Annotated in this window: 26 protein-coding genes; 15 read left to right on the plus strand and 11 right to left on the minus strand. The window is 65.2% G+C overall.

Annotation, left to right across the window (positions count from 1 at the left end; genetic code table 11):
* From VGH54_RS13110 to glnX, 3 genes are all read right to left on the minus strand, one after another.
* Positions 1–2,213 (minus strand): serine/threonine-protein kinase PknG (locus tag VGH54_RS13110; protein WP_331512437.1); only part of this gene is annotated, 2,213 nt, incomplete at its 3' end.
* Positions 2,213–3,187, minus strand: coding sequence for a glutamate ABC transporter substrate-binding protein (locus VGH54_RS13115; RefSeq protein WP_331512438.1), 975 nt, complete (start codon positions 3,185–3,187; stop codon positions 2,213–2,215). The genes VGH54_RS13110 and VGH54_RS13115, both read right to left, overlap by 1 nt.
* Positions 3,184–4,503, minus strand: coding sequence for a protein kinase G-activating protein GlnX (gene glnX, locus VGH54_RS13120; RefSeq protein ID WP_331512439.1), 1,320 nt, complete (start codon positions 4,501–4,503; stop codon positions 3,184–3,186). Before glnX ends, VGH54_RS13115 begins: the two co-directional genes overlap by 4 nt.
* 165 nt (positions 4,504–4,668) lie before the next feature.
* Between glnX and VGH54_RS13125 the strand changes: the two genes are divergently transcribed.
* Complete coding sequence (locus VGH54_RS13125; RefSeq protein ID WP_331512440.1) at positions 4,669–5,292, plus strand: NUDIX hydrolase; 624 nt, start codon at positions 4,669–4,671, stop codon at positions 5,290–5,292.
* Here the strand turns inward: VGH54_RS13125 and thiE are convergent.
* Complete coding sequence (gene thiE / locus VGH54_RS13130) at positions 5,264–5,935, minus strand: thiamine phosphate synthase (protein ID WP_331512441.1); 672 nt, start codon at positions 5,933–5,935, stop codon at positions 5,264–5,266. The two genes, VGH54_RS13125 and thiE, sit on opposite strands and share 29 nt — an antisense overlap.
* Before the next feature lie 129 nt (positions 5,936–6,064).
* Here thiE and thiO point away from each other — a divergent pair, with 129 nt between their 5' ends.
* From thiO to VGH54_RS13160, 6 genes are all read left to right on the plus strand, one after another.
* Positions 6,065–7,081: a glycine oxidase ThiO gene (gene thiO, locus VGH54_RS13135; RefSeq protein ID WP_331512442.1), complete on the plus strand. Its 1,017-nt coding sequence runs from the start codon at positions 6,065–6,067 to the stop codon at positions 7,079–7,081.
* A complete protein-coding gene (thiS, locus tag VGH54_RS13140) occupies positions 7,078–7,275 on the plus strand; it encodes a sulfur carrier protein ThiS (protein ID WP_331512443.1) in 198 nt (65 codons plus the stop codon). Before thiO ends, thiS begins: the two co-directional genes overlap by 4 nt.
* Positions 7,268–8,026, plus strand: coding sequence for a thiazole synthase (locus VGH54_RS13145; RefSeq protein WP_331512445.1), 759 nt, complete (start codon positions 7,268–7,270; stop codon positions 8,024–8,026). Before thiS ends, VGH54_RS13145 begins: the two co-directional genes overlap by 8 nt.
* A complete protein-coding gene (locus VGH54_RS13150) occupies positions 8,023–8,793 on the plus strand; it encodes an SGNH/GDSL hydrolase family protein (protein WP_331512446.1) in 771 nt (256 codons plus the stop codon). The genes VGH54_RS13145 and VGH54_RS13150 overlap by 4 nt, the downstream gene beginning before the upstream one ends.
* A 71-nt stretch (positions 8,794–8,864) precedes the next feature.
* Positions 8,865–9,824 carry an anti-sigma factor RsbA family regulatory protein gene (locus VGH54_RS13155; RefSeq protein WP_331512447.1) on the plus strand — a complete coding sequence of 320 codons (960 nt, stop codon included), beginning with the start codon at positions 8,865–8,867 and terminating at the stop codon, positions 9,822–9,824.
* Between the two features lie 37 nt (positions 9,825–9,861).
* Positions 9,862–11,349 carry a M28 family metallopeptidase gene (locus VGH54_RS13160; RefSeq protein ID WP_331512448.1) on the plus strand — a complete coding sequence of 496 codons (1,488 nt, stop codon included), beginning with the start codon at positions 9,862–9,864 and terminating at the stop codon, positions 11,347–11,349.
* A gap of 7 nt (positions 11,350–11,356) precedes the next feature.
* Here VGH54_RS13160 and VGH54_RS13165 read toward each other — a convergent pair whose 3' ends face one another.
* On the minus strand, positions 11,357–11,665 hold the full coding sequence (locus VGH54_RS13165; protein WP_331512449.1) for a hypothetical protein: 309 nt from the start codon (positions 11,663–11,665) through the stop codon (positions 11,357–11,359).
* A gap of 46 nt (positions 11,666–11,711) precedes the next feature.
* Positions 11,712–13,580, minus strand: coding sequence for a serine/threonine-protein kinase (locus VGH54_RS13170; RefSeq protein ID WP_331512450.1), 1,869 nt, complete (start codon positions 13,578–13,580; stop codon positions 11,712–11,714).
* 71 nt (positions 13,581–13,651) lie between these two features.
* Between VGH54_RS13170 and VGH54_RS13175 the strand changes: the two genes are divergently transcribed.
* From VGH54_RS13175 to VGH54_RS30045, 5 genes are all read left to right on the plus strand, one after another.
* Positions 13,652–14,818, plus strand: coding sequence for a BTAD domain-containing putative transcriptional regulator (locus VGH54_RS13175; RefSeq protein WP_331512451.1), 1,167 nt, complete (start codon positions 13,652–13,654; stop codon positions 14,816–14,818).
* 109 nt (positions 14,819–14,927) lie between these two features.
* Entirely contained in the window at positions 14,928–15,182 is a 255-nt protein-coding gene (locus tag VGH54_RS13180; protein WP_331512452.1) for a hypothetical protein, read from the plus strand.
* A gap of 9 nt (positions 15,183–15,191) precedes the next feature.
* On the plus strand, positions 15,192–15,911 hold the full coding sequence (locus VGH54_RS13185) for an AIM24 family protein (protein WP_331512454.1): 720 nt from the start codon (positions 15,192–15,194) through the stop codon (positions 15,909–15,911).
* An 85-nt stretch (positions 15,912–15,996) separates the two neighbouring features.
* Positions 15,997–16,473 (plus strand): lipoprotein LpqH, encoded by a 477-nt coding sequence (locus tag VGH54_RS13190; protein WP_331512455.1) that lies wholly within the window; start codon positions 15,997–15,999, stop codon positions 16,471–16,473.
* A gap of 88 nt (positions 16,474–16,561) precedes the next feature.
* Positions 16,562–16,939, plus strand: coding sequence for an SHOCT domain-containing protein (locus VGH54_RS30045; RefSeq protein WP_414688699.1), 378 nt, complete (start codon positions 16,562–16,564; stop codon positions 16,937–16,939).
* Positions 16,940–16,952: 13 nt separating this feature from the next.
* Here VGH54_RS30045 and VGH54_RS13200 read toward each other — a convergent pair whose 3' ends face one another.
* The 3 genes from VGH54_RS13200 to VGH54_RS13210 all read right to left on the minus strand — a co-directional run bounded on the left by VGH54_RS13200 (position 16,953) and on the right by VGH54_RS13210 (position 18,687).
* Positions 16,953–17,822 carry an LLM class F420-dependent oxidoreductase gene (locus VGH54_RS13200; protein WP_331512456.1) on the minus strand — a complete coding sequence of 290 codons (870 nt, stop codon included), beginning with the start codon at positions 17,820–17,822 and terminating at the stop codon, positions 16,953–16,955.
* Between the two features lie 15 nt (positions 17,823–17,837).
* Positions 17,838–18,272 (minus strand): MarR family winged helix-turn-helix transcriptional regulator, encoded by a 435-nt coding sequence (locus VGH54_RS13205; RefSeq protein WP_331512457.1) that lies wholly within the window; start codon positions 18,270–18,272, stop codon positions 17,838–17,840.
* Positions 18,273–18,339: 67 nt separating this feature from the next.
* Positions 18,340–18,687 carry a hypothetical protein gene (locus VGH54_RS13210; RefSeq protein WP_331512458.1) on the minus strand — a complete coding sequence of 116 codons (348 nt, stop codon included), beginning with the start codon at positions 18,685–18,687 and terminating at the stop codon, positions 18,340–18,342.
* Here VGH54_RS13210 and VGH54_RS13215 point away from each other — a divergent pair.
* On the plus strand, positions 18,680–19,330 hold the full coding sequence (locus VGH54_RS13215) for a TetR/AcrR family transcriptional regulator (protein ID WP_331512459.1): 651 nt from the start codon (positions 18,680–18,682) through the stop codon (positions 19,328–19,330). The genes VGH54_RS13210 and VGH54_RS13215 overlap by 8 nt on opposite strands.
* A gap of 77 nt (positions 19,331–19,407) precedes the next feature.
* Here VGH54_RS13215 and VGH54_RS13220 read toward each other — a convergent pair whose 3' ends face one another.
* Positions 19,408–20,898, minus strand: coding sequence for an NAD(P)/FAD-dependent oxidoreductase (locus tag VGH54_RS13220; protein ID WP_331512460.1), 1,491 nt, complete (start codon positions 20,896–20,898; stop codon positions 19,408–19,410).
* Between the two features lie 48 nt (positions 20,899–20,946).
* Positions 20,947–21,282 (minus strand): helix-turn-helix transcriptional regulator, encoded by a 336-nt coding sequence (locus VGH54_RS13225; RefSeq protein ID WP_331512461.1) that lies wholly within the window; start codon positions 21,280–21,282, stop codon positions 20,947–20,949.
* 140 nt (positions 21,283–21,422) lie between these two features.
* Here VGH54_RS13225 and VGH54_RS13230 point away from each other — a divergent pair, with 140 nt between their 5' ends.
* Both VGH54_RS13230 and VGH54_RS13235 read left to right on the plus strand, forming a co-directional pair.
* On the plus strand, positions 21,423–21,872 hold the full coding sequence (locus VGH54_RS13230; RefSeq protein ID WP_331512469.1) for an Hsp20/alpha crystallin family protein: 450 nt from the start codon (positions 21,423–21,425) through the stop codon (positions 21,870–21,872).
* Positions 21,873–21,915: 43 nt separating this feature from the next.
* Positions 21,916–22,650, plus strand: a complete 735-nt coding sequence (locus VGH54_RS13235; protein ID WP_414688700.1) for a GAF and ANTAR domain-containing protein — start codon at positions 21,916–21,918, stop codon at positions 22,648–22,650.
* Position 22,651 lies beyond the last annotated feature (1 nt).

The raw sequence follows: 22,651 nt of genomic DNA on the forward strand, positions 1-22,651 counted from the left end.
TAGCGGTGCGCCTGGGTAGGCGCCGCCCGGGCCAGCCCGCGCAGAGACGCCTCGACACCAAGCCGCAGCCCGTGTTCGGTGAACGGAAAGCCGAGAATGTGGTTGGTGCTGGCCTCGTGATCTCCCAGCCAGTCCAAAGCACTACCGAGCACGAGGGCGCGAATCTGCAGCACCCGCGGCTCGGTTGGCGGCAGCGCCTCTACCCGTCGTGCGGCGTCGCGGATCTGGTCTTCGGTGATTTCACTGGCCGAACGGCCGGACAGCAACGTCACGGCGCTGGTGAGCCTCGCGGTGGTGAAATACCTTGAGGTGGCCGGGACTTCGTCAAGAGTGCGCACCGCACCGCCCCGGTCTCCCTCGACCGACTGCGCCCTGGCCAATCCGAAGGCCGCCGAGATCACCCCGTCGTCGGTCTTCCACACCTCCTCGTAGTACTTGTGTTCGTCTGAGCTGCCGGCCAATTCGGCCGTCGCGGCCAGGGCCATCTTGGGCGCCAGCTCGCCGGGGAAGGTGTCCAGCACCTCGCTGAAATGCTTGCTCGCCGACTCGTAGTCGGCGGTCAGCAATTCCGAGACTGCTCGATACCAGACCAGCCGCCAACGCCAGCCGACCCGATCGGCGAGGTCGTCGAGCTTGCGGGTGGCCTTGGCGACATCGCCAAGGTCCAGCAGCGCACGCACCTCCATCAACGGCAGCTCGATGGAATCCGACAAGTCGATATCATCGGAATCCATTGCGCCGTGGCGGAATGCACGCAGCGAATCCAACGTCTGCACCGGTTGCGACAGCACGGTTGCCTGCAGCAGCGGTGCGGCGACGTCGGCCGGATCGACCAGCGGCACCTGCAGCGCGGTGACGATCTCCTTTGCGGTCAACTTCTCCGCATGCACATGACCGTCGAGGTACACGTCGGTGTGAGCGACCAACAGCGATTCGCCGAATGTCGAGCGGCTGCGGGAGAAGATCGTCGACAAGCCCGGCCGCCGTACGCCGGTGTCCTGCGCGACCACCTCACGCAGCACACCGGAAAGCTGTCCGGACATTTCCTCGGCGCTGACGAAGCGCCGCCGCGGATCCGGATCGATTGCGCGGCGCAGCAACCGGCCGAATGAGTCGTACTTGGCGAGCACCGGGTCGTCTTCGGGCAACCCGTCGACGTAGCGTCCGCCGCGGGCCCGCAGTTTCAACGTCAGGGCAGCCAGTGTGCGACCGACCGTGTAGATGTCGCTGGCGATCGTCGGACCGGTTCGCACGATCTCGGGTGCTTGATACCCCGGTGTGCCGTAGAGATAGCCGAACGAGTTGATCCGCGAGACGGCCCCCAGGTCGATCAGCTTGAGTTGCTCCTCGGTGAGCATGATGTTTTCCGGCTTGAGGTCGTTGTAGACCAGACCGATGGAGTGCAGATAGCTCAGCGCCGGAAGGATCTCCATCACGTACGCGATCGCTTCGGCGACCGGCAGCCGGTCGCCCTTGCGACGTTTGAGCGACTGCCCACCGACGTACTCCATGACGATGTAACCCACCGGTTCGCCATGCTGGTCGGTGTGCTCAACGAAGTTGAAGATCTGCACGATCGAGGGGTGCACGACCTCGGCGAGGAACCGCCGCTCGGCCATGGCGATGGCCTGTGCTTCGGCGTCACCGGAATGCACCAGGCCTTTGAGCACCACCGGGCGATCGTTGACGTTGCGGTCGAGCGCCAGATAAACCCAGCCCAGTCCGCCGTGCGCGATGCAGCCCTTGATGACGTACTGGCCGGCAACGACGGCACCCGGATTCAGTTGCGGCAGGAAAGAATACGGGCTTCCACAGTACGGGCACCAGCCCTCAGACTGCGCCTTGTCTTCCTTGCTGGCTCGGCCGACCGGCCGTCCACAGTTCCAGCAGAACCGTTTGGACTCCGGCACAACCGGATTGGGCATCAACGCTTCGAGCGGGTCGATGTCGGGCACCCGCGGGATTTCTACGAGTCCACCCCCCAGCCGTCGCACCGGAGCCCGCGTCGCCGACTTCACCCGCTCCCGCGGCGTGGTGTCGGCGCTGTGCAGCGCGGCGTCGTCGTCGTCATCGTCGAAGTCGGGCCGGAAGATCGCCTGGGTGGCCAGTGGGCGGCTCTGAGCGGACGAGTCCACCATCGCGTCGAAGGGCTGAGTACCCGGACCGACGTCGTCCGGTTCCTGGCTTTCCGGGTACACCCCTTGCTCGGCCATCAGTCCTCGTACCTCGGGCTCGGCGGGACCGGCGCAATCCCCAGCACCGTTAACCATTTGCGGTACAACGCATTCCAAGTGCCATCGCGGCGGACGCGTTCCAGAGTGCCGTTGACGAAACGAACCAGTCCGGTGTTCTCCAGCTTGACCCCGATGCCGTAAGGCTGGGTGCCCATGTTGGGCCCGACGATGTGCAGATACGGGTCCTGAGAAACCAACCCGGCCAGAATCGAGTCATCGGTGCTGACCGCGTCGACCTGACGTTGTTGCAACGTCACCAGGCAGTCGGCCCAGTTCACCACCTCGACCACAATCGGCGGTGGCGCGATCTCACGGATCCGGTGCAGCGACGTCGTGCCCTTCGCCACGCAGACCCGCTTTCCGGACAGGTCCGCCGGCTTGGTCACCGGGGAGTCGCGCGAGGCCAGGATGCGCTGGCTGGCGTCGAGGTAGACGGTGGAGAAGTTGACCTGCTTGCGTCGCTCGCAGGTGATGGTCATCGTCTTAACCACGATGTCGACTTGCGATTTCTGCAGCGCGGTGATGCGTTCGTCGGACGACAGGATCCGGTACTCGACTTGCGATGGGTTACCGAAGATATCGCGCGCCACCTCGCCGGCGATGTCGACGTCGAAGCCGGCGATTTCGCCGGTGATCGGATCGCGGAAGCTGAACAGGTTGCTGCCGATGTCCAGGCCGACGATCAACCGGCCGCGGGCGCGGATAGCGGCCACCGCGGCGTCGGAGTCGACCGGATTGTCGAACGGGCGCAGGCTGACGGTGGGGTTGCAGTCGTCGGCGGTCTTGTCCGGGGGCAGCGGCGGCTGCGGCGGCATCTCCTGCATACCGGCCGGGGTGGGCGGCGCGAGCGTCGGGGCAGGGGCCACCAGCATGGAACCGGTCTCGCTGCAGCCGGCCAAAAGCGTGGCCGCCGTAAGGGCGGCGCACAGGATCCTGAGCGGCCGCGTCGTCATCGGTACTCGCTTAGCCGGGGCCACAGTCCGAGAGCGACGGCGACGGCTGCGCCCAGGCTCAGCACGATGGCACCCACTGTGGCGCCGGACAGTCCCCGCCGCGCGTTGAGGACGTCGTCGCGTAATTCATGACGGCTCTGCTCCATGGCCTTGACAAGTGCGCGGTCGAGTTTGTCGAACGCCGGGGTGGAGTCGTTCTCTCCGCTGCCCAGGGCCACCTGCGTGGCGGCCCGATAATTACCGACCGATATGTAGACGTTGATCCGATCGTCGGCCCGCCGCCACTGCGACAGCAGTTGAGCGGCACCCTGCAAGTCGCTCTTGTCGACGGCGTCCTGACGAGCCAGATATTCGTCGAGCTGCTTGTGCATGGCGTCGATGCGTTGATAGAAGGATTGCTTGCGGGTTTCTTCGTCCCCGCGCCGAATCAGCGACAAGGTCTCGTCGGCACGCGCCTGCTGCGCACTGATGGACATGTTGGTGATGGTCTTCAGTGACTCTGCCGCAGTGTTTTTCGCGCTACGGCTACCGGCGGTGGAAATGGCGAGCGCGGTACCCACCCAGACCACCATAACCAGAATCGCGAGTGCACCGGCGACAAGACCGGGGTTGATCCGCCGGTTGGTGTGCCGGGCCAGCCAGCGGTGCGAGAACGAGCCGAACACCGCCGTCGCGAGAACGACGAGGATCACCGGAGCCGGGATCTGGGTGGACGCGGTGGTTTCGGTGTCCACCCGCTCCGAGGTCTCGCTGTACAGCCGCGCGGCGTCCGGCAAGATCGCCGACTGCATCAGCGTGGACGCTTCGGACAGGTACGACGAGCCGACGGGATTACCGGCCCGGTTGTTGGTCCGGGCGATTTCGATCAGCCCGGTGTACACCGCCAGCTCAGCATTGACCCTGCCGAGTAACTGCACCAGCGGCTCATCGGTCAGCCCGCTGGACGCCCTGGTCACCGCCACCGCCGCGTCAGTGATCGCCTGCTCGTAACGCTGCCGGACGGTGCGCGGCTCGGCTTGCGCGATGAAGGCGGTCGCGGCGGCCGCATCGGCCACCGACAGCGTGGTGTACAGCCGCCCGGCCGCGAAGGCCAGCGGCTCGGTGTGGTTCAGCACGGTGGTCAGCGCATGCTGTCGCTGGTTGATCGTGGTCGACGTGGCGAACGCGCTTAGCCCGCCGAGGATTGCCAGGACCAGACCGATGGACAGAATGCGACCCGGCGTCGTGGCAACGAACCACCAGCGGGGGTGGGCCGACTCAATCGGCGACCGCGAACCAAGCGGCTCAGTCGACGGGTGCGCCAACTCAACGGTCACGTCTGTTCGGACCTCATCTTTCCCAGCGTGCTTGTAATGAACTCTATAAGCGAAGTCTAAGAGTCTTTTCCTGAGATGCGGGGACCTGCCCACTCAGATTTCCCGACTTGTTACCAGCCCGCGACACACGCCGCATCGACATCGGGTGCTGCTTATCCTGAACGCGTGCGCGGCGACGGTGACGGATGGGTGGTGTCCGACACCGGCAACCCTTACTGGGGGCGGTTCGGCGCGGCGGGTTTGTTGCTCCGGGCGCCGTTGCGCGACGGCACCCCGGCGGTGTTGCTGCAGCACAGGGCGCCGTGGAGCCATCAGGGCGGAACGTGGGGTCTGCCGGGTGGCGCCCGCGACAGCCACGAGACCGCCGAGGAGGCCGCCGTCCGGGAAGCTCACGAGGAGGCCGGTCTGCCCGGCGAGCTGCTATCGGTACGGGGAACCGTGATCACCGCCGAGGCGAGCGGCACCGACTGGACCTACACGACGGTCGTCGCTGACGCCGCAGAACTGCTGCAGACGGAAGCCAATTACGAGAGCGCCGAGATGCGTTGGGTCGGTGAAGACGAGGTGGCCGCCCTGCCGCTGCATCCCGGCTTCGCGGCCAGTTGGCAACGGCTGCGGACCGCGCAGGAGGCCCTGCCGCTAGACCATGACGACGAGCTGCGGCTCAGCCTGCCGCGCACGGTCGAGGTCGAGCAAGGGGTCTTCGTGTGGTGCACCGCGGGCCACCCAGATCAGGCGCCGTCGCAGCTGAGCTCCCGGATCAGCTCGCTGCTGCAAGTGCCGAACTGAGCTGCTCGGCCGCGGCCCGGGGATCTTCCGCGCCGGTGATGGCCCGGACGACGACGATGCGCCGCGCGCCGGCGTCCAGCACGTCCGGCAGTCGATCCACGTCGATGCCGCCGATGGCGAACCAGGGTTTGTTGCCCGCCAGCTCGGCAGCGGCCCGCACCAGCGCCAGCCCGGGCGCGGTGCGTCCGGGCTTGGTCGGGGTCGGCCAACACGGCCCGACGCAGAAATAGTCGACGTCCTCGCTGATCGCTGCGCCGACCTGCTGACGATCGTGGGTGGAACGGCCGATCACCGTGTCCGGGCCGACGATCTCGCGCGCCACGCTCAGCGGCAGGTCGTCTTGGCCCAGGTGCAGCACCGCGGCACCGGCGGCGCGGGCGATGTCGGCGCGGTCGTTGACGGCCAACAGGGCGCCGTGTCGCCGCGCCGCGTCGCCGAGTATCTCCAGCGCCGCCAATTCGTCGCGGGCCTCGAGCGGGCCCAGCCGGTGCTCAGCGGCCGAGCCCTTGTCGCGCAGTTGAATGACGTCGACCCCGCCGGCCAGCGCGGCGTCGGCGAATTCGGCCAGGTCGCCACGGTCGCGACGCGCGTCAGTGCACAGGTACAGTCGCGCGTTCGCGAGTCGCGCCGAAGGTTGGTGCACACCGCGACGCTAGCGACTACCGTGGGGAGTCGACGCGGGAGTCCCGGGCACGGGGGCTGAGAGTGGACACGAGTACCTGTCCTTACCGTCACACACCTGATCCGGATCATGCCGGCGAAGGGAGCGAAGATGCCACCGGACGCGGGAACGCTGGCCGTCATTGGCGGCGGTGTCATCGGGCTGTCTGTGGCGCGCCGCGCGGCGCAAGCCGGTTGGTCGGTGCGGGTGCATCGGTCCGGTCAGCCCGGTGCGTCGTGGGTGGCCGCCGGAATGCTGGCGCCGCACAGCGAAGGCTGGCCCGGCGAGGAGCGATTGCTGCAGCTGGGTCTGGCGTCGCTGCGGCTCTGGCAGCAGGGCGGATTCACCGACGGCCTACCCGGCCAGGTGATCACCGCGCGGGAGTCCTTGACGGTCGCCGTCGACCGTGCCGACGTCGCCGACCTGCGCACGGTCGCCGACTGGTTGTCCACGCAAGGTCATCCGGTGATCTGGGAGTCGGCGGTGCGCGACGTGGAACCGATGCTGGCGCAAGGCATTCGGCATGGTTTCCGGGCGCCCACCGAGCTCGCGGTGGACAATCGCGCGCTGCTCGACGGGCTGTCGGCGGCGTGCGAACAACTAGGCGTCGACTGGGACGGGCCGGTTGCCGATCTGGACGCGGTCCATGCCGACGCGGTCGTGATCGCCAACGGTATCGATGCCCCGGCCTTGTGGCCCGGTCTGCCGATTCGGCCGGTGAAGGGTGAAGTGCTGAGATTGCGTTGGCGCAAGGGGTGTATGCCGTTGCCGCAAAGAGTAATTCGGGCTCGGGTGCACGGACGTCAGGTTTATGTGGTGCCACGCGCCGACGGCGTGGTGGTCGGCGCGACCCAGTACGAGCACGGCCGCGACACCGCCCCCAGCGTGTCCGGGGTGCGGGATCTGCTCGACGACGCGTGCGCGGTCATGCCGGCGCTCGGCGAGTACGAGCTGGCCGAGTGCATTGCCGGCCTGCGTCCGATGACGCCGGACAACCTGCCCCTGGTGGGACGTCTGGACGCCCGGACGCTGATCGCTGCCGGCCACGGCCGATCCGGTTTCCTGCTGGCACCGTGGACGGCTGAACAGATTGTGTCCGAACTCATTCCGGTTGGAGTCCACACGTGATCATTCGTGTCAACGCCGACGACCTCGAGGTCGACGACCACACCACGGTTGCAGCGCTGTTGCAGTCGCTGGGCTACCCGGACCGCGGCATCGCGGTCGCGGTCGACCAGGCCGTCCTGCCGCGATCCCGCTGGGCCACAGCGCTTTCCGACGGTGCAAACATCGAAGTGGTGACGGCGGTGCAGGGTGGCTGACTCGAAACTGACCATCGCCGGGCGCAGCTTCACATCTCGGTTGATCATGGGTACCGGCGGCGCGGCGAACCTTGCGGTCCTCGAAGAGGCCTTGATCGCATCGGGTACCGAGTTGACCACCGTCGCAATGCGCCGCGTCGATGCCGAGGGCGGCACCGGCATGCTCGATCTGTTGAGCCGACTGGGCATCACACCGCTGCCCAACACCGCGGGCTGTCGCGGCGCCGCCGAAGCGGTGCTCACCGCGCAGCTCGCTCGCGAAGCGTTGGGCACCGAATGGATCAAGCTGGAAGTGATCGCCGACGAGCGCACCCTGTTGCCCGATGCCGTCGAATTAGTCCGTGCCGCCGAACAATTGGTTGACGACGGATTCGTGGTGCTGCCGTACACCAACGACGACCCGGTGCTGGCCAAACGATTGGAAGACACCGGGTGCGCGGCGGTGATGCCGCTCGGTTCGCCGATCGGCACGGGGCTGGGAATCGCCAACCCGCACAACATCGAAATGATCGTCGCCCAAGCCGGTGTGCCGGTTGTCCTCGACGCCGGGATCGGCACCGCCAGTGATGCCGCGCTCGCGATGGAGTTGGGTTGCGACGCCGTGCTGTTGGCCACCGCGGTGACCCGCGCCGCCGATCCACCCGCGATGGCCGCCGCAATGGCAGGCGCCGTCACCGCGGGGTATCTGGCCCGGCGTGCCGGTCGCATTCCGAAGCGATTCTGGGCGCAGGCGTCGAGCCCGTCGATATGACCGGGCGGTACGTGGCGCTCGGCAGCTCGATGGCCGCCGGACCCGGAATCCGGCCCTCGGCCGCGGGCGCGCCGTTCCGGTCGGGCCGATCGGCGCGCAACTACGCCCATCTGGTTGCCGAGCGATTGAAGCTCGACCTCGTCGACGTCACCTTCTCCGGCGCCACCACGGCCCACGTGCTCACCGGCCGTCAGCGCCGTGCCCAGCCCCAGATCGAGGCGCTGGATGGCTCCGAAGAGCTGGTGACCATCACCATCGGCGGCAACGACGTCGGATACGTGCCGCTGCTGATGGCCGCTTCGCTGCCCACGGTCGTCCGCAGACTGCCTCCGATCGCCGCTGGTCTGCGTGAGCTGTTCGACCGCGACGCCCGCGGGAAAGCCCTCAACGGGATCGAAGCGGCGTTGCACGCCGTCGGTGCCGCGGTGCGGCAGCGGTCGCCTCGGGCGCGGGTCGTGTTCGTCGACTATCTCACCCTGTTGCCGCCGGTAGGCGAAGAGGCTGCTCCGCTGTCAGCGGAGCACGCGGACCTGGGTCGCGTGATCGCCGCACGTCTGGAGGGAGCCACCGCGGCGGCTGCGCAGGCCACCGGCTGCGAGGTCGTGCGGGCCGGGCACGCCAGTCGAAACCATCACGGCTGGTCCGCGGATCCCTGGGCGGTTGCCGCGGGTTTGCCGTTGCCATGGCGTCCCGCGCCGTTTCATCCCAACGCCGCGGGCATGCGGGCCGTGGCCGATCTGATTCTGAAGCAGACCGACCGAGCCTGATTAGGTTTTCGGCGCCTGGGTAGTTCTACCGAAGCACCCATGCAGCCAAACAACGAAATTAATCCGTCGACATGACACTGAGAACACACGTGGACAGTCGGGGCTACGACCATGCGGCGCTCCTGTACCACTCGGAGCGCGAATACGTGGACCGGCTCGTGCAATTCATCAGCGACGGTTTGGAGCTTCTGGAGCCCGTCTTGGTCGCGGTTCCAGGGGACAGATTGGCATCGTTGCGCGGCGCTTTGGGTGATGCGGCCGCCGAGGTGACGATGGCCGACATCACCGACTTTGGCCGCAATCCAGGACGCATCCTGGCCGGGCAACTGTCCTTCGTCGAACGGCATACAGGCCAGCGTGTCCGCGTGGTCGCCGAATCGGCCTGGGTGGGCCGGAGTGCCTCTGAATACCTCGCGTGCATGCAGCACGAAGCCCTCGCCAATATCGCGTTCGCCGGTACGGACATCGCCGGCCTGTGCCCCTACGACGCGTCCTGCCTGGACGAAAGCGTCCTGGCCGATGTCCGCCTCACGCATCCGCAGATCTGGCTGGGTGGATCGCGGCGACATTGCCCGGAGTACGCGGTCGATGCCGCGCTCGACCAGTGCAACCAACCGTTGGCGACCAGTGCGGCCGCGGTGACACACACCGTCGCGCAGGCGGGGGATCTGGCCGGCGCCCGCCGATGCGGTGAACGTTATAGCCGGCTGCTCGGGATGTCCGCGGAGCGAGTCGCCGATCTGCTGTTGGTTGCCACCGAGTTGGCGACCAACAGCCTCGACCACGCCGGGGGCGCCTGCCGAATGGCGTTCTGGTACGAGAACGGATACGTGGTCTGCGAGGCGCGCGACATGGGCTACTGGGCCGACCCGCTGGCAGGCCGCCGACCACCCGTCGCGGGCGGCCCCGGTCCCTACGGTCTGTTTGTGGTCAACGCGATCGCCGACTTGTTACGCACGCACTCCACGGCCGCGGGCACCACGATCCAGGCGTATCTGCGACTCGACGATTCCGCCGAAGCCGCCAGTTGACGGTGCACCTCGGCGCGGACGTCTAACCTGGGGCGCGATGATGAGCAAATCAAGACCAATCCTGGCCGCCGTCGCGGCTCTGCTGTTGGCGACCGGCGGGTGTGCGTCCTCCGACACCGCCAATTCGATGACCCCGAGATCGGGTCCGGACTTCGCGGCCGCCTTGCACGGGCGGGTCAGCAGCGACGCGATGATGGCTCACTTGACCAAGCTGCAGGACATCGCCAATGCCAACGGCAACACCCGCGCGGTCGGCACTCCCGGCTACGACGCCAGCGTCGATTACGTCTCGGGTAAGTTGCGGGACAAGGGTTTTGACGTGAAGACCATGCAATTCGAGGCGCACGTCTTTCACGCCGAACCGGGATCGTTGACCGTTGCCGGCAGGAAATTCGACGCGCGTGCGCTGGAGTACAGCCCCGCCACCCCGCCGGTCGGAGTGACCGGTCCGCTGGTGGCCGTGCCGACCGACGCAAGCCCCGGCTGCAATGCCGCCGACTACGACAAACTCCCGGTCAACGGCGCGGTCGTGCTGGTAGACCGTGGCACCTGCCCGTTCGCCCAGAAGGAAGGCAACGCCGCGCAACGCGGCGCGGTGGCGATCGTCGTGGCGGACAACGTCGTCGAGGAGCAGATGGGCGGCACCCTCGGCGAGACCACCGACGTCAAGATCCCGGTCGTCAGCGTCACCAAACCCGATGGCGCGCTGCTTCGGACCACCCAGGGGGATGCGACGGTACAACTCTCCGCCGACACCAAGACCATTCAGGCCCGCAACGTGATCGCCCAGACCAAGACCGGGTCGACCAGCGATGTGGTGATGGCCGGGGCACACCTCGACAGCGTTCCCGAGGGTCCCGGCATCAACGACAACGGATCCGGTGTGGCCGCGGTTCTGGAGACCGCTCTGCAACTAGGCAGTTCGCCAGGGATCCACAACGCGGTGCGATTCGGCTTCTGGGGTGCTGAGGAGCTTGGGCTGATCGGCTCGCGGAAGTACGTGGAGTCGTTGGATATCGAAGCGCTCAAAAACATTGCGCTATACCTGAATTTCGACATGCTCGCGTCGCCGAACCCGGGCTACTTCACCTACGACGGCGACCAGTCGTTGCCGGCTGACAAGCGGGGTAATCCGGTGGTGCCCGAGGGCTCCGCCGGAATCGAGCGGACGCTGGCCGCCTACCTCAACTCCGCTGGAAAGACGCCGCAGGACACGTCGTTTGACGGCAGGTCCGACTACGATGGCTTCACCCAGGCCGGCATCCCGTCGGGCGGCTTGTTCTCCGGCGCGGAGAACAAGAAGTCTTCGCAAGAGGCCAAGCTGTGGGGCGGTGAAGCGGACCAGCCGTTCGACCCGAACTATCACAAGAGCACTGACACCTTGGAGCACATCGACCGCGCCGAATTCGGCATCAACGGCGGTGGTGTCGCCTATGCGATTGGTCTATACGCTCAAGATCTCAATGGCCGCAACGGTATTCCGGTCCGTGAGGACCGGACCCGTCACCAGCTGACCAAGAAGTGAGTTGCGGCTACAGACCGGGCAGACAGATCGGGGCGCCATAGCAGGGCGGCGGGCCGTGCGGTGGGGGAGTCGCTCCGTCCCAGACGAACTGGCCGGCATTGCCCATTCCACCGACGGGGACCCAGAACCAGGTGTGGCAGATGTTGTTGTCCCAGTGGACGTCGTCCATGGGTAAGGACTGTCCCGGACACCATTGGTGGGGTTGCGAGAAGTTGTCCCCGGGTGCAGCCTGGGCAGTGCCGGTCGCCAGCGCGGCCACCGCGACGACGCCTGACAGCAGTGCAGCGGCGAGGTTCCGCTTCGGATTGATGTTCATGGCGATTACGCTAAGCAGCGGCACTGAATGAATCCTTAACGCCCGGTCAGTCGCCGGTACGCTCGAACTTGTCTTCAAAATCTCCTCCGGCACAAGCGCTTCCAGTCGTCACGTTGTGGCCGTGGCCGGTGAGCAGTGGAATCGGATCTTGCAGCGGCTCGGGCAGCGGATATTCCGCGCTGAGTTTGATATTCACCGTCCCGCCGAGATTGCAGGGCACCGTGCCCTCGTCGTTGCGGGTCCATTTGCCGCCGCTGAACACCAGGGGCACCACGCCGTCGATCGCATGAAACAAGCTCATGCACCGATCACCGGTGCGCAGACACACGGTACGGACCGTGAGATCGTCTTGTCCCGGTGCGGACCCGCCGTTCGCGTAGGTGATCGTTTCGTGGTATCGCCCGCGTAGGGCTGTGGACGGGGATGCCGCCCGCGGCGGCAATGTGGCCGGATCGGGGACTTTGGAGAGGTCGGGATCGCCCGTGCGGGTGAAGGTTACGGTTCGCTTCGCCGTGCTGCAGCTGTTGGTGGTGGACCTGGTGGTTTCACCGGACAGGCTGCCGTCGGATTGCGGCTGCAGGGTGAACACCACCCAGACTTCGGTCGGCGCGTCGTTGCAGGACGTGGACCCGAGACCCACGGCAAGCCAGCTACCGCCCACCTGATCGAACACCAAATTCGAGACGAGCACGACTCCGCTACCACCGACGTAGGACGCGGTCGCGATACAGCCGCCGGATCCGCACGCGGAGCGCACATCCCAGGTGCCAGTCATGGGCGGAGCACCCGCGACCGCTTTACCCTCCAGGTCGGTGCCGGGACCGTAGTCCGCCCGGTAGGTGCCGCTGAACGCGTGGGCTGTGGCCGCGGTCGCGGTCGATGGTGTGGTGCCGGTCCGATCGTGGTGCCGCACAAACGTCATACCCGCAAAAACCGCCGCGGCCACCAGCAGCAACGCGGTAACCGCCAGCGACGCAATCAATGTCGGGCGTGAAACACGCGGCGTGCTGGTCATCAGGGTGGGCGCGGGCGCAGGTGGGCCCGGCGGCGGTGCGGGTGGCGATTGGTGGACGTGGCCGGAAGGCGGGCTGAGAAGAGTGCTCAGCTCGCGGGCGAAGTCTCGGCAACTGGGATACCGGTCGGCGGGCGCCTTGGCCATCGCCCGGGCCAGCACCGGATCCAGCACCGCCAACTCCGGCCGACGTTCGCCCAGCGAAGGTACCGGAGCCGCAACATGTTTGGTGATCACCACGGCGGGGTTGGAATCGACGTACGGTGGCGCCCCAGTCAACAGGTCAAAGGCGGTGCACGCCAGTGCATATTGATCGGTCCGACCGTCGAGCGGCTCACCTCTCAACTGCTCGGGCGCCGCGTACGCCATCGTGCCGACGGCCATATTCGTCGCGGTCAGCCCCGATGGGTCATCGATCAGACGCGCGATACCGAAGTCGGCCAGGAAAATTCGTTGTGCTTGTGGATCCAGCAGGATGTTGGCCGGTTTCACGTCGCGGTGCAGCAAGCCCCGTTGATGCGCATAATCCAACGCCGACGCGACCGCCGTGATGATCTCCAGCGCTTCACTGACGGGCAGGCCGTCTGGATGGTGCTCGCGCACCAGCCGGGAGGCGTCCGTGCCCCCGACGTAATCCATCGAAATCCACAACTGACCGTCGTATTCACCGCGGTCATGAACACCCAAGATGTTGGGATGCGACAAGCTGGCCGTCAGATCGGCCTCACGCAGAAACCGCGCCCGATATTGCGGGTCCGCGGTCCACTGCGTCGGCAGCACCTTCAGCGCGTCCTGGCGCGGCAACCGGGGATGCGCGGCCAAATACACCGTGCCCATGCCGCCGGCGCCCAGCACCCGCAGGATCGTGAATCCCGCGAACGCTTCGCCTACCGATACCGGCATGGGCAAATCCTAACTGGAAGCTATGCTGCTGTTGTTTAGCTGGCGAACCTGGTGAGCGCAGAAACGTCATGATGGCCGATGGATTGGGCACGGGGCGGTCCTTTGCGGGTGCCCAGTTCGGTGTATTGGGGCCGTTGCAGGTGCGCATGGGCGATGAATCGCTGCCCTTGGGCACACCGAAGCAGCGTGCGGTGCTGGCGATGTTGGTCGTCAATGCGAACCGACCGGTGGGCATCGACTCGCTCATCGGTGCCGCATGGGATCAGCGGCCGCCGCAGGGAGCGCGGGCCACGCTGCACGCCTACATTTCTAACTTGCGTCGGCTGATGAGCGACGCCGGCATTGACCGTTCCGTGCTGGCCAGCACACCGCCGGGCTATCAACTGTCTATCAACGACGATCAGTACGACTTTGGCCGCTTCATCGCCGAGAAAAACGCCGGCGTGCAGGCCGCGGCCGACGCGGAGTTCGAGCAGGCCAGCCAGCACCTGTTGGCCGCGCTAGGCGAGTGGCGCGGCCCGGTTCTGGAGGACCTGAGCGACTTTCACTTCGTGGAGACCCTGGCCGCGGCGATCGACGAAGAGCGGGTTCTTGTCTACATCGCGCGTGCCGAAGCCGAAATCGCTTGCGGTCGACCGAATAACGTGATCGCCGAGCTGGAGGCGTTGACCGCCAGGCACGGCTATCGGGAACCGTTGTGGGCGCAGTTGATTACCGCCTACTACTTGTCCGACCGTCAGTCAGATGCGCTGGACGCGTACCTGCGGCTGAAAGCGCTACTCGCGGAAGACTTGGGCATCGACCCGAGCTGGACGATCCGGGAACTCTACGAGCGGATCCTGCGCCAAGAGCCGTTGGACGCTCGCAAGGTTGCCCAATCGCACGCCGAGGACACCATTGTCGCGCAGTCGGACAACGCAATCCGAGTCCGCCGGACTGCGACGGCCGCACTGGTCGGCGCGGACGGGCGACGCTATGCGTTAGCCGGCACGGCCACCCGGATAGGCCGCAGCCCGGACAACGACATCGTGCTGTCCGACGCCAAGGTCAGCCGCCACCACGCCGTCATCGCCGATGACGGTCGGACGATGCTCATCACCGATCTGGCATCGGCCAACGGGGTCCGGGTGCGCCGGAAACGTATCGACCCCAGTGCCGAACTGCGCGATGGCGATCGCATTCGGATCGGCGACCAAGAATTCACGCTCGAGACCGGGGCCGGCCCGGCCGCGCCGTAGCCGTAGTCGGGTGAGCGGTCCGTTAAGGATCCAGTAAGCGCTGTACCGCATCGTGAGCGAGCGCAGGTGTTGCACCGCAACACCGCACCCTCATGAAAGGACAACGCACATGAAGATTCTGCCCGCCAGCATCGAGGAACACATCGACCGCGTCGATCGCAGTCGCAGCCTGATCATCGGGATCAGCGCGGGACTGGTCGCTTTCTGGTGCCTCTACCGGGTGCTGTGGTCGATCTATCTGTCGCTGACGTACGACTTCTTGTTCTCCTCGCTCGTGTTCTCCATTGTGCTGTGGGGTGTGATCGGCGTCGTCGCGACGGTTGCAGCCACCGGATTCCTCACTCGCTACGCCAAGCGACCTTGAGCCGGAGAGATGGCCAACTCGTATCGGCCCGAACCCCCACAGTTGCTGCCCACCACCGTCGACGACGGCCGCGCCCCGGGTGTGTACTACCGGATCGACGGAGAGTTGGTGCCGGTACTGCACATCTGGCTCGACGGCAGCGTGCCGGTGTTCTTCGAGCACCATGTCATTTTATGGAAGGACCCTGGGCTCGATATCGGGCTCAGGGGCAAGGGTGCGCTCAAGCGGATGATCGCGGGCATGCAACTGCTGATGACCGAGGCGCGCGGGCCGGGCCAGATCGCGTTTTCGCGTGACGGCACCGGCCACGTCTTTCCGCTGCATTTGCGGCCCGGCGCTGCGGTCGAGGTTCGCGAGCACCAATACCTCGCGGCCACCGGCAATTTGGAGTACGGATACACCCGCCAGAAGGGGATCCGAAACATGTTGTTCGGCTCGACCGGGTTCTTCGTGGACCGGTTCGCCGCGACACAGTCAGAGGGCGTGGTGTGGCTGCACGGCTACGGGAACGTCTTTGAAAAAGTTCTCGCCCCCGGTGAGCAGATCGATGTGGAGCCGGGAAGTTGGATCTTCCGGGACGAAAGTGTGCGGATGGATCCGCAGGTTTATGGACTTCGGACCGGAATGTTCGGTGGCAGCGGCAATCTCGTCTTCAATCGCTTCACCGGCCCCGGTCGGGTTGGACTTCAGTCGATGTACGTCGACATGTCCGGTGACGTGTCGACGTGAGCGTACTGCGCATTAAGGATCCATAAAGCCCGCTGCCGCACTGTGATTAGGCATCACGTTCACAACACAAACAAGGAGTCCATCAATGAAACGCGAAGTCCTGATCATGGCCGGTACGGCGGCCACCCTCGCCACGGTGATGGTGGGTTGTTCACACCACGACACGGCCACCCACGTCGGTAATGCTGCAGTGGCACCCGCCGGCTCGTCGAACACCAAGGTGCTCGTCGACGGTAAAGATCAAAACGTCAAGGGCCAGGTCGCCTGCACCACCACCGCCGGCACGGTCAACATCGCCATCGGTGGTGGGGCCGGTTCGTCCGGTGTTCCCACCGGCATCGGCGCCGTGCTGACCGATGCCAACCCGCCGGTCGTCAAATCCGTTGCGCTGGGCAATGTCAACGGCGTCACGCTGGGCGTCGGCGGCACCAGCGGCAAGGCCAACGCCACCAAGGACGGCAGCACGTACAAGATCAGCGGCACCGCCAGTGGTGTGGACATGTCCAACCCGATGGCAGGACCGGTGAACAAGTCGTTCGAACTCGACGTCGCCTGCCCCTAACACCGGCTCTGTCCGGTCACCGAGCGTCGCCACGCCGACATTCGGTGGCCGGACGGCCGCAGTGAATCAGACGAAAGGAACACCCATCATGAAAAACAACAAACCCATGGTCATCCTGGCCGGGGCGATCGCCGCGTTCTTCGTAATCTCGTTCGTGATTCGCTTTGTCGCGTTGAGCGAACTCGGCCTGCCCGGTGGTTGGACGCTCTACTTCGGCCTGCCGGTCGGAGGCATCGGCCTGCTGATTATCTTGTTGCGACTCGGGCTGCTCAATCTCGGCCAAGGTTCGACCGCGACGATTCAGCCCCTGCAGCACCACGGTGTTGCCCACACGCCGTGGACGCCGGCGCCAACCGCGGCGCCGACGACGCAACGACTGCAGGAGATCGAGAACCTGCGTGCCAGCGGCGCCATCTCCGACGAGGAGTACACCGCGGAGCGTGCGCGGATCATCGCAAGCCTGTAGAACCTCCTGCGGTTCAACCGATCTCCGATAGCTTCGGCATCACCTCGTCGCCGAAGCGTTTCACGAAGCCGGCAGGATCCGGTGTGCCTGGCATCGGGCCGGTGTTGATCATGTCGATGCCGAGTTCGGAGAACCGCTCGAGCTTGCTGAGGTATCCGTCGAGATTCTCGAACGGGTCCTCAAAGAAGCCAACGGTTTTCCGGATATCGGCGACATCACGACCCACCGTTTCGCAATGGCGGGTCAACACGTCGATCTTGTGAGTGAGGACGTCGATGTCGGAATCAGTCGAGTTCCAGATATCGGAGTACTGCGCGACCAGGCGCAGCGTCTTCTTCTCACCACCGCCACCGATCAGGACCTGCGGCCGCCGGATCGGCTGGGGCTGACAGATCGTCTCGGCCAACTGGTAGTGCTTGCCGTCATAGGGCCCGTCGTTCTCGCTCCACATCTGCTGACAGATCTGCAACGTCTCTTCAAGCATCTCGAATCGATCGCGCAGCGGCGGATACGGAACTCCCAGAGCGAGATGCTCACGCTCATACCACGCCGCGCCGATGCCGAACATCGACCGGCCCTGCGAGAGCACGTCAAGAGTCGTCACCGTTTTGGCCAGCAGCCCCGGATGCCGGTAGGTGACCCCGGTGACCAGCAACGCCAGGGTGATGTTCGTCGTCCGGCCGGCCAGGTAGCCCAGCGAGGTGTAGCCCTCCAAGAAGGGATCTTCCGCGCGCCCAACATTTTCCATCTGGAAGAAGTGATCGGCCAGCGTGAACATCGTCGCGCCGATGTCTTCGGCGGCCGTCGCGGTAGCCAACAGGGCCGGCGCCAACTGGGCCGCGTCGCCCGGTAGGAAGTCGATGAAGTGTATGCCCAATTCCATTGATAGCTCCGTTCACTAGTCGGTGAGGCGCTGAAGCAGAGACAGCGCGTCGTTGATGACGCGGCGTTCCCGCTCCGAGTAGCGCTCTTGCATGGCACGGGCCAGCCATTCCTCGCGGATCTGACGATCGCTTTCCGCACGGCGCCGTCCGGCGGCGGTCAGCGAGATCATTTGTCGCCGACCGTCATTGGGGTCAGGCGCACGCCGAATAAGGCCGTGCTGGTCGAGTCCGGCCAGGATCGCGGCCATCGACTGCGGCCGCACCCGCTCGGAGGCGGCCAGCGCATTGGTCGACGATGCGCCTTCTTTCCACAGCCGGGTGAGCACCGCGGTTTGCGATGGTGTCAGACCGCCGCCGGTCGAGACGTCCTTGAGTTGGCGCCGCAGTCGGCTGAACATCACCCGCAGATCCCGGGCGGCGGCTCCTGCCGACTCGCTGATCCCGTCCACCTGACCCACCATACATTAGACAGTTCGAACTGTACAGTTTGGACTGTCTATATGGCAGGCCGGTGGCTTAGGTCGCGTCTCCGCGCAACTCCCAGAATCGGGTACTTTCCTCCGCATCGTCCGGTGTGCTGCGGACCCATATCACCGCGACGACCGTGACCAGCACCCAGCCGATGATAGCGGCCGGGATGGCCCAGAGGCGGCGCAGCAGCAGCGCCGTCTCGCACTGGCCGGCCAGGCCGGCGTCGTGGGCTTCCGGCGTCTGCGACAGGCTCGCGTTGAAGCCCCGGCCGCAGCTGATCGGCATTCCCCATTGATCGTATTGACCCACGTGCACCGGAAACCACAGCGCCAGCAGTCCGGCGGCTATCAACGCGGCGCCCACGACTCCGAGTACTACCTGACGATTGCTCACGGGTCTCCTCCAGATCAGGCCGCGTGCCGAGGTATGTGAATCCGGCATCGACAGAATTCCGCGGCGTTGCCGGTCACGTCATGCACACGTTCGAGAACAGCAGCACCGGCCACGACACGATCGCAAGGGTTATTCCGAGACCAGCATGGCCGAGATCGCGTCGGCCGTCGGTATTCCGATATCGGGGATCTACCGTTACTTCCCCGGCAAGTGCGACATCCTCGCGACGGGGTTGCGGCGTGCGGCCGATCGGGTTTCGGGCCGGCTGTCGGCGATCCTGACCGGGCTGACCGAACCGGGCCAGATGCTCACCTTGCTGATCGAGGCATACGTGGCTATCTCGTTCGCGAATCCAGATCTGGCCGCGATCTACTACACCGAGCGGGTGAACCTGACGCGGGTGGATCAGGAACTGCTGCGCAGCGTGCAGCGCTCCACGATTGATGCCTGGATGCGCTTACTGGCAGCGGCGCGGCCCGCGCTCACCAAGACGCAGGCCCGTGTTCTGGTCCATGCGGCGATGGCGCTGGTAGTCGATGTGGGACGGCTGGTGCACTACGAGAACTCGGCGGACAACTCCGCCTATTCGCAGGCGTGTGTGCGAAAACTGATGGAAGCTACGGTTTTTGGGACTGGCGGATAGCGTTCCCGCCCAGGTAAGCGAGGTATCCGATCAACCCGAGCGGGCGACGCGATTACTTTTGCGGGACATGAAGCTCCTTAGGCGATCGCGTAGTCGCTCAGCGGGAAATTCGACGCTTCTTCGATAGCTGTCGAGGTGGCCATCGGACGCAGCAGCGAGGGTTCGCCGCTCGGGTTGAAATAGTAGGAACGTGACGTGGCGCAGTTACCCAGCGTCCACAGTGAATCGCCCAGCAGTTCGGTCATCCGGTCGAGGTAGCGCGCGTTAGCCTCTTCGGTCACTTCGAAGGTGTCTGCACCCCGGCGTTTGAGCTCAGTGAAAAGCCGTTCCATCAACCGCATCTGGTATTCCATGGTGTTGAAGAAGTTCAGCCCCAAGAAGGCGAATGGGCTGGCCAAGCTGAGGTAGTTCGGGAAGTAGGGCATCGATACGCCCTGATACGCCTGGAATCGCGTGTCGCGCCACCACTTTCCGAGGTTGCGGCCATCGCGGCCGATCACCTCGATGGCCGGGAAGTTGGCCTCCCACAGGTCGAATCCGGTGGCCAGCACCAGCGTGTCGATGTGGGTCTTCGATCCGTCGGCGTTGACGATGCCGTCGGCCTCGACGCGTTCGATCCCGTCGGCCTGCAGATGCACGTGCGGTTTGGCGAAGCTGCGGAAATAGGTGTTGGAGAACGTCGGTCGCTTACACCCGATGTCGTAGTCGGGGGTGAGCTTGCGGCGCAGTTCCTTGTCACGAATTGCCAGGAACTGGTTGATCTTGCACAGATCCATCGCCGAGATGTTGAGCCGCCGGAACAGTGGTACCCGGTATCGCACCACGCCGACCGTGATCATCAACTCGTAGATGGTGTCGGTAATGGTCCGGATCATCCGCTGAGTCCACGGTAAACGGGCGAAGAGCCGTTTGGCCCGATCCGGGAACTGCAGGTCGATCTTCGGTGCCACCCAGATCGGGGTGCGCTGATAGACGGTGAGATCGACGGCCTTGTCCGCGAGTTTCGGAATCAGCTGCACTGCCGTCGCGCCGGTGCCGATGATCCCGATCCGCCTGCCGGTCGGATCGAAGTCTTCCTCCCACTCGGTGGTGTGGATGACCTTGCCGTCGAACGTGGTGATCCCAGGGATGTCGGGTGTCTTCGGCTGGGATAAAAACCCGGTGGCGGTGATCAGGTAGCGCGCCGACAGCACGTCGCCACCGGACAGCGCCACCTGCCAGCGACGGGCCTCTTCGTCCCAGCGGGCGCTTTCCACCACGGTGTTGAACCGCATGTGCCGGCGCACGTCGTACTTGTCGGCCACCCCCGCGGCGTACTCCTTGATCTCTGGTCCAGGGGTGAACAACCGCGACCAATTCGGGTTGGGTTCAAAGAAATACGAGTAAGTGGTGGTGGGGACATCGACGGCCAGGCCCGGATAGTGGTTGACATGCCAGGTTCCGCCGAGGTCGTCCTCCCGGTCGAGGATGATGAAATCGTCGATATCCATGCGCTTGAGCTGGATTGCCGCGCCGATACCGCCGAAGCCGGCCCCGACGATCAGGACCTCGAAGTCCTCCGAACTCATGGCACGACAATATACGCAGTACCCCGGGTACCGGCAATCGACGGGGCCCTAGCTGGGCTTGGTGTTCCTTGTCGCCTTCTCGGTGTGTGCGCGGTTCTCGGCGAGCAACGCCGCGTTGTCGTCCTCGAGTTCAAGAATGCGGCCGATACCGGCGAGGTTGACTCCGGCAGCGACCAATCCGCTGATCCGTCGAATGCGAGCGAGGTCGTCGGAGCTGTATCGGCGGGTGCCACCATCGCTGCGAATCGGGGCGAGCAGGCCGTGGCTCTCATAGAGCCGTAACGACTGCACGGGGATACCGGAAAGTTCCGCGGCCACCGAGATGCCATACACACCATGGCTCGCGGCTGGCAGGTCCTGAGGGTCAGGTCGATCGTTCTTCACAGTCATCCTTGGCTACAGCTACAGGAAACCTTTCTAGCATACTTGCGACTTATTCTCACCCGTGCTATATAAAATCTGTGTTGCAAGGCACAGATTACAGGTGACACAGATGGAAGATTGGAGAGGCAGGGGTGACCACCATGCTGATGCGTACCGACCCATTCCGCGAGCTGGACCGTTACACCCAGCAGGCGCTGGGCACGGCCGCCCGTCCAGCGGTGATGCCGATGGACGCCTGGCGTGAAGGCGATGCATTCTTCGTCGAGTTCGACCTACCTGGCATCGACCAGGACTCACTGGACCTCGACATCGAGCGCAACGTCGTGACTGTTCGGGCAGAACGTCCGGCCGTCGATCCGAATCGCGAGATGCTCGCGACCGAGCGGCCGCGCGGAATCTTCAGCCGCCAGCTGGTTCTCGGTGAGAATCTCGACACCGACCGCATCGAAGCCTCCTATCAGGAGGGCGTGTTGCGGCTCCGCATTCCGGTCGCGGAGAGAGCCAAGCCACGCAAGATCACCATCGGTCGTGGTGATGCGCAACGAACCCTCAACGACAAAGCCACCAAGCGCGAGGTGATCAACGCTTGACGGCGCGATGGGCGGCAGCCGGGCCGCGAGGTATCTGCGCCGGCTGCCGCCCATTGGACTTCACCCGGGAAAGGAGGTTGCGGTGTCGTCCGTCGATCCACCAGTTGTGTTCGCATCCTTGGCTGAGATCGCCCGCGAAGCCTCAACGCCGAAAGAGATGTACGCCGCGATCTGCGTCGCGGCAACATTGACGGTTCCCGGATGCGACCATGCCAGCCTGATGATCCGCCGGGACGGCGTGCACAGTACGGCCGCCGTGAGTGACTCAATCGCGCGCCAGATCGACAAACTGGAACTGGCGCTGGGTAGTGGCCCATGTCTGGACGCGATCGAAGAGTGCACCGCTCAAATTCAGACCGACCTGACCACGGACAGTCGGTGGCCGTCGTTGGCGAACCGGGTGCTCGCCGAGACACCGGTGCGCGGCGCTCTGAGCGTTCGGCTGCCGGTTGACCGGGAACGGGCCGGCGCACTCAACCTATTTTCCGACAGAGCCAATGCCTTCGACGAGCGATCAGTCGAGTGTGCGCTGGTGTTGGGCGCGTTCGCCACGGTTGCGACGAATGCCGTGGCGCAAGGCGAAGACGTCGCCTCGCTGCGACGCGGACTGGCGAGCAGTCGCGCGATCGGCAAAGCTATCGGCATGCTGATGGTGTTGAACGACGTGTCGGACGACGACGCCTTCGGCATACTGCGCCGAACATCGCAGGAGACCAACGTCAAGCTTGCCGACGTTGCGGCCGACATTGTGCGAGAGCGCAGCTGCCGCCCGGCCTGAG

This window comes from Mycobacterium sp. (assembly GCF_036488105.1).
In the GTDB taxonomy this organism is placed as follows: domain Bacteria; phylum Actinomycetota; class Actinomycetes; order Mycobacteriales; family Mycobacteriaceae; genus Mycobacterium.